Origin of the sequence: Devosia sp., assembly GCF_040509215.1 — a bacterium.
GTDB lineage: Bacteria > Pseudomonadota > Alphaproteobacteria > Rhizobiales > Devosiaceae > Devosia.
Genome location: NZ_JBEVLL010000204.1, coordinates 1 through 5,466 on the forward strand (window position 1 = coordinate 1; position 5,466 = coordinate 5,466).

General features: G+C 62.6%; 6 protein-coding genes. All 6 read right to left on the minus strand.

What is annotated here, in order from left to right; translation table 11 throughout:
• Positions 1–330 (minus strand): NAD(P)-dependent oxidoreductase (locus ABW043_RS11285; protein ID WP_353921304.1); only part of this gene is annotated, 330 nt, incomplete at its 3' end.
• The gene (gene otnI, locus ABW043_RS11290; protein ID WP_353921305.1) at positions 327–1,112 is read right to left on the minus strand and encodes a 2-oxo-tetronate isomerase; all 786 of its coding nucleotides are present in this window, start codon (positions 1,110–1,112) and stop codon (positions 327–329) included. The genes ABW043_RS11285 and otnI, both read right to left, overlap by 4 nt.
• Positions 1,113–1,115: 3 nt before the next feature.
• On the minus strand, positions 1,116–2,030 hold the full coding sequence (locus ABW043_RS11295) for a sugar phosphate isomerase/epimerase family protein (RefSeq protein WP_353921306.1): 915 nt from the start codon (positions 2,028–2,030) through the stop codon (positions 1,116–1,118).
• 11 nt (positions 2,031–2,041) lie between these two features.
• Positions 2,042–3,073 (minus strand): Gfo/Idh/MocA family protein, encoded by a 1,032-nt coding sequence (locus ABW043_RS11300; RefSeq protein WP_353921307.1) that lies wholly within the window; start codon positions 3,071–3,073, stop codon positions 2,042–2,044.
• Positions 3,074–3,089: 16 nt separating this feature from the next.
• On the minus strand, positions 3,090–4,787 hold the full coding sequence (locus ABW043_RS11305) for an ABC transporter ATP-binding protein (protein ID WP_353921308.1): 1,698 nt from the start codon (positions 4,785–4,787) through the stop codon (positions 3,090–3,092).
• A 10-nt stretch (positions 4,788–4,797) separates the two neighbouring features.
• On the minus strand, positions 4,798–5,466 hold a 669-nt coding region (locus ABW043_RS11310), incomplete at its 5' end, for an ABC transporter permease (protein ID WP_353921309.1).

A 5,466-nucleotide genomic window follows, 5' to 3' on the forward strand; every position in this document is an offset into this window, starting at 1 on the left:
CTTTTCGGCGATGCGCTTGGCAAATTCGCGCGTGGCGACGGGGGAGATGGAGCTCATGTCGATGACGAGCTTGCCGGAGGAAAGGCCTTCCGCCACGCCCGCTTCGCCGAAGAGCACCTTTTCGACGTCGGGCGTGTCGGGGACCATCAGGATGACGATGTCAGTGGCTTCGGCGACGGCTTTGGCACTGTCGAGCGGCTTGCCACCGGTTTCGACCAGATGCTGCGATGCCTCCTTGACCCGGTGCAGGAAGACTTCGTGGCCGGCCGCGACGAGATGGCCGGCCATGGGGCGGCCCATGACGCCGAGGCCAATAAAACCGATCTTCATGCCTGCGTCCTCCACGGCTCAAACCAGCCGAGCCCGGCGCTGGTGCCAGCCTTTGGCTTGTATTCGGCGCCGACCCAGCCGGTGTATCCGGCCTCATCCAGCGCCTTGAAGATATTGGGATAATTTACCTCACCCGTGCCCGGCTCGTGGCGGCCTGGATTGTCGGCGATCTGCACGTGCGCGATGCGGGACTGCAGGCGCAGGAAGGTCGGGATCAGGTCACCTTGCACGACCTGCATGTGGTAGAAATCGTACTGCAGGTAGAGGTTGTCGTGCTTCACCGCCGAGGCGATGCGCTCATAGTCGTCGGTGGAATTGATCAGGAAGCCGGGGATGTCGCGGGTATTGATCGGCTCGACGAGGAGCTTGATGCCGGCATCGGCAAAACGCGGCGCAGCGTAGCGTAGGTTGTCGATAAGGGTCAATTCGAGCGTCGAGCGATCGTAGCCTTCAGGCGCGATGCCGGCGAGGCAATTGACCTGGCCGCAACCGGTCGCCTTCGCATATTCTACTGCCTTATCAATGCCTTGACGAAACTCGACGATCCGATCGGGATGGCAGGCAATTCCGCGCTCGCCTGCCGCCCAATTGCCGGCCGGAAGGTTGAATAGCGCCTGGGTAAGGCCGTGCTGGCCAAGCAGAGCCTTCAGTGCGGACGGCTCCTGATCATAGGCGCCGACATATTCGACAGCCTTGAAACCATCGGCGGCGGCGGCAGCGAACCGTTCCATAAAGGGCAGTTCGGGGTAGAGCATTGAAAGATTGGCGGAAAAACGCGGCACGGGTCAGGCTCCCTTGAGCGGGCCGGGATAGGCGATGAAATCGCCGCCACGGGCAGCCTTGAGATAATTCAGCGCGTGGACCTGGCCAACCATTTCCAGCTCTTCGCGATAGACCGGATCGTGCCAGCCTTCGATATCGATGGAGCCGGACCAGCCGGCAAGGCGCAGTTCGGAAATGACGTCGAACCAGTTCGTATCGCCAAAGCCGGGCGTGCGCATCCAGACGGCCTTTTCCTTGCCGCCATAGCCCTGGGACTTGATGACATCCCAGCGAATGGTCGCGTCCTTGCCGTGGACGTGGAAGAACTTGTGCGCCCACTTCCGGATTTGGGGAATGGGATCAATCAGATAGACCATCTGGTGGCAGGGCTCCCATTCAAGCCCGAGATTGTCCTCCGGCACTTCGTTGAACATCATTTCCCAGGCGTCGGGATTGTGAGCGATGTTCCAGTCGCCGGTTTCCCAATTGCCGCGCATGGAGCAGTTTTCGAAGGCGATCTTTACGCCCTTGTCGGCAGCGCGCTTTGACAGTTCGGACCAGATTTTCTTGAACTGCGGCAGGCTTTCGGGGAGCGGGCGGTTGCGGATGCGGCCTGTGAAGCCAGCGACGCAGGTGGCACCAAAATGGTGGGCATTATCGATCAGCGCTTCCCAGCCGCGCAGGGTCTCGATGTCTTTAGGTTGTTCTTCCAAAGGGTTACCGAACATGCCGAGGGTGGACATGGTGATGTCGCGATCGCCGATGACGTCCTTGAGACGCTTGGCGAGTTCGGGGAGGTCCTTGTTCACCGTCTGCCAGAAATAGGGCTCGATGCTTTCAAAGCCGTGCGGCAGGATTTTTTCGAGATAGCCGACTGGATCGGGCTCGTGGCCGCGGATCATTGTTCCGATGCGGATGGCTTTTGGGTCGATGGCCATAAGTACTTCCCTTAAATGATGATTTCGACGCGACGGCCGGAGGTGGAGCTGTCGATGGCTCCGAGGACCATGCCGAGGCTTTTGATGTTTTCGCGGCTGACCGTTTCGGGCGTGGGCCCGCCGCGGGTGGCCATGAGAAAATCGGTGATGACGCCGAGGTGGCCGCCGATGCGGTCGGCCGGATCGAGTGCTGGAATTTCAAGGGCTTGCGTATCGGGGAGGAGTCTTCCCGCGACATGGGGAAGCGAGCGTTCGGCGCGGATATCGTCGGCGCCGTCCCAGAGGATGGAGCCTCCGGTGCCGGTGATGCGCCAGGTACTTTCCCAGGAGGTGCGGAAGCCCGGAGCCGCCCAGGAGCCGCGATAAGTCATTACGGCGCCTTGCGAAAAACGGAAGCTGGCAAGGGCCGAGGCATCGCGCTCGTACCAGGAGCCGGCCGGGTTCCACTCTTCGGCATAGACCGAGGTTGCGGCGTCGTCGATGACGAAGCGGGCGGCGTCGAAGGTGTGGACGGCCATGTCCAGAAGGAGGACGTGGGGCATCTGTTCTCGGAACCCGCCGAAGTGAGGGTCGAGGAAGAAATCGCAGTGGACGCCGGTGATTTCGCCGATGGCGCCAGAGGCAACCAGGCGATGGATGCGGCGGAGCTGGGCGAGGTAGCGGCGGTTCTGGATGACGACGTGGAGGCGACCCGCGGCTTCGGCACGGGCGACCAAATCGCGAGCCTGATCAAGGGTTTCGGCCATGGGTTTCTCGGACAGCACATGGGCGCCGGCGCTCAGGGCGGTCGAAACGATGCCGTGGCGAACGGCGGGGATGGCGACGTCGAAGACGATCTCGGGCGTCAGTTTGGCGAGCATGGATTTGAGATCGGTGCCGATCTCGGGATTGATATTCTGCTCGGTGGCGCGGGCTTCGGCATTGGCGGGATTGATGTCGACGATGCCGACGATATCGACGCCGCCCACGGTTTTGACGGCTTCGAGCCACTTGCGGCTCATGGCGCCGGCGCCGGTCAACACGGCACGCTGATTGGTGGTCATTTGGCTAGCAGACTGTTCACGTTGAGAGGGCGGAGAGGCGGGTGCGATGAAGCATGCGCTTGTTTCTGGGATCGGGATTGGGAACGGCCGAAATCAGGGCGCGGGTGTAATCGGCGTCGGGCGCGGTGCAGATCTTTTCGGCGGGGCCGACTTCGACCAGTTTGCCGCGATGCATGACGGCGACGCGATCGCAGAAATAGCGAACGACTGAGATGTCGTGAGAGATGAAGATGAAGGAGAGATCGAGGCGGCTCTGAATTTCGAGCAGCAGGTCGAGGATCTGGCTGCGGATGGAAACATCGAGCGCGGAGGTCGCTTCATCGGCGATGATGATGCGCGGATCGAGCGCCAGGGCCCGGGCGATGCCGATGCGTTGGCGCTGGCCGCCGGAGAAGGCGTGGGGGTAGCGCTCCATGACGTCGGGCGAGAGACCGACAAGGCGGAGGAGTTCGGCGACCTTTTCCTCGATCTGCTTGCCGCTGAGCTTGCCTTCGACGACCAGGGGATCGCCGATGATCTGGCGGATGGTCATGCGCGGATTGAGCGAGGCGAAGGGGTCCTGGAAGATCAGGCGGACGTCGGCGTGAAATTTCCTGAGGTCGGCCTTGGAGAGGGCGGTGACGTCGATCTCCTTGCCGTCCTTCTGGCGGTAGAGAACCTGGCCCGCGGTTGGTTCGACGGTGCGGAGGATGAGACGGCCTAGCGTGGTCTTGCCCGAGCCCGATTCACCGACGACGCCAAGATTTTCGCCGGCGTGGAGGACGAGACTGACGTCGTCCACGGCCTTGAGGGCGAATTTCTTTGTGCCCAAAAATCCCTTGGCGCCGCCATAGACCTTGGTGAGGCCCTTCAGCGTCAGGATCGGCTGCGGCGTGACGACGGCTTCGGCGCGGGCGTCGGCGGGTTGCTCGAGTTTCAGCGTGGAGGCGAGGAGGCGCTGGGTATAGGCGTGCTGAGGCGCGTGGAAGATCTCGTCGACGGTGCCGGTTTCGACGATGCGGCCAAAACGCATGACGGCGACATCATCAGCGACTTCGGCGACGACGCCCATATCGTGGGTGATGAGCAGCATGGCCATGCCGCGCTCGGTCTGGAGGCGTTTGATGAGGTCGAGAATTTCGGCCTGCGTCGTCACGTCGAGCGCCGTGGTTGGTTCGTCGGCGATGAGGATGTCGGGATTGCAGGCCAGCGCCATGGCGATCATGGCGCGCTGGCGCATGCCGCCGGAGAATTCAAACGTGTAGCGATCGGCCATTTCGGCGGGGTTGGGGATTTCAACCTGACCCAGCAGCTCGACGGTGCGGGCACGGGCGGCGCGCTTGTCGAGCTTTGAATGGAGGCGGACAACCTCGTCGATCTGGCTGCCGATGGTGTGGACCGGCGAGAGCGACGACATCGGCTCCTGGAAGATGAGGCCGATGCGCGCGCCGCGGACGGCGCGGACTTCGGCGCTGTTGGAGGCGAGTTGGGCGAGGTCGGTCTCGTTACCTTCGGTGCGAAGGATGATCCGGCCACCCACCATGACGCCCGGCTTGTCGACGATGCGCATGAGCGAGCGGGCAGTAACGGATTTGCCGGAGCCGCTCTCGCCGACGAGGGCGAGGGTGCGGCCGCGATGCAGCTCAAAGCTCACATCGCGAACGGCGTGGAGAATGTGGGTGCGGAGGTGAAAATCGAGGGAGAGATTTTCGACGCTGAGGACTGGCTTTTCCATTGTTCTCTCCTCAGGACTCGTAGGGGTCGGCGGCATCGCGGAGGCCATCGCCGAAGAAGTTGAAGGAGAGGACGGCGATCACGACGGCAAGGCTTGGCCAGATGAGGAGCCAGGGCGCGGTCGAGATGGAGCGGATGTTCTGCGCATCCTGCAGCAGCACGCCCCAGGAGACGACGGGTGCCTTGAGGCCGACGCCGAGGAAGGAGAGTGAGGTTTCAGCGATGATCATCGAGGGGACGGCAAGGGTCGTCACGGCGAGGATGTGGCTCGTGAGCGAGGGCAGGATGTGGCGGAAGATGACGCGGCGCTCGGAGGAGCCGTCGAGCTTGGCGGCGGTGACGAAATCCTCGTTGCGGAGCGAGAAGAAGCGGCCGCGGACTTCACGGGCCAGACCCGTCCAGCCGAGGAGCGAGACGATTATGGTGATGACGAAATAGACGTGGATTGGCGACCATGTAAGCGGGATGGCGGCGGCGAGGCCGAGCCAGAGCGGAATGGTGGGCATGGCGCTGACGACTTCTATGACGCGCTGGATGATCGTATCCACCCAGCCACCGAAATAGCCGGAGATGGAGCCGAGGACGACGCCGAGGAACAGCGACATGCAGACGCCGATGAGGCCGATCGACATGGAAATGCGGGTGCCATAGATCAGCCGGCTGAGGAGATCGCGGCCAAG

Coding starts and splice junctions, on each gene's coding strand:
- ABW043_RS11305 (WP_353921308.1), bottom strand. CDS start 4,787: ATGGAAAAGCCAGTCCTCAGCGTCGAAAATCTCTCCCTCGATTTTCAC.
- ABW043_RS11295 (WP_353921306.1), bottom strand. CDS start 2,030: ATGGCCATCGACCCAAAAGCCATCCGCATCGGAACAATGATCCGCGGC.
- ABW043_RS11300 (WP_353921307.1), bottom strand. CDS start 3,073: ATGACCACCAATCAGCGTGCCGTGTTGACCGGCGCCGGCGCCATGAGC.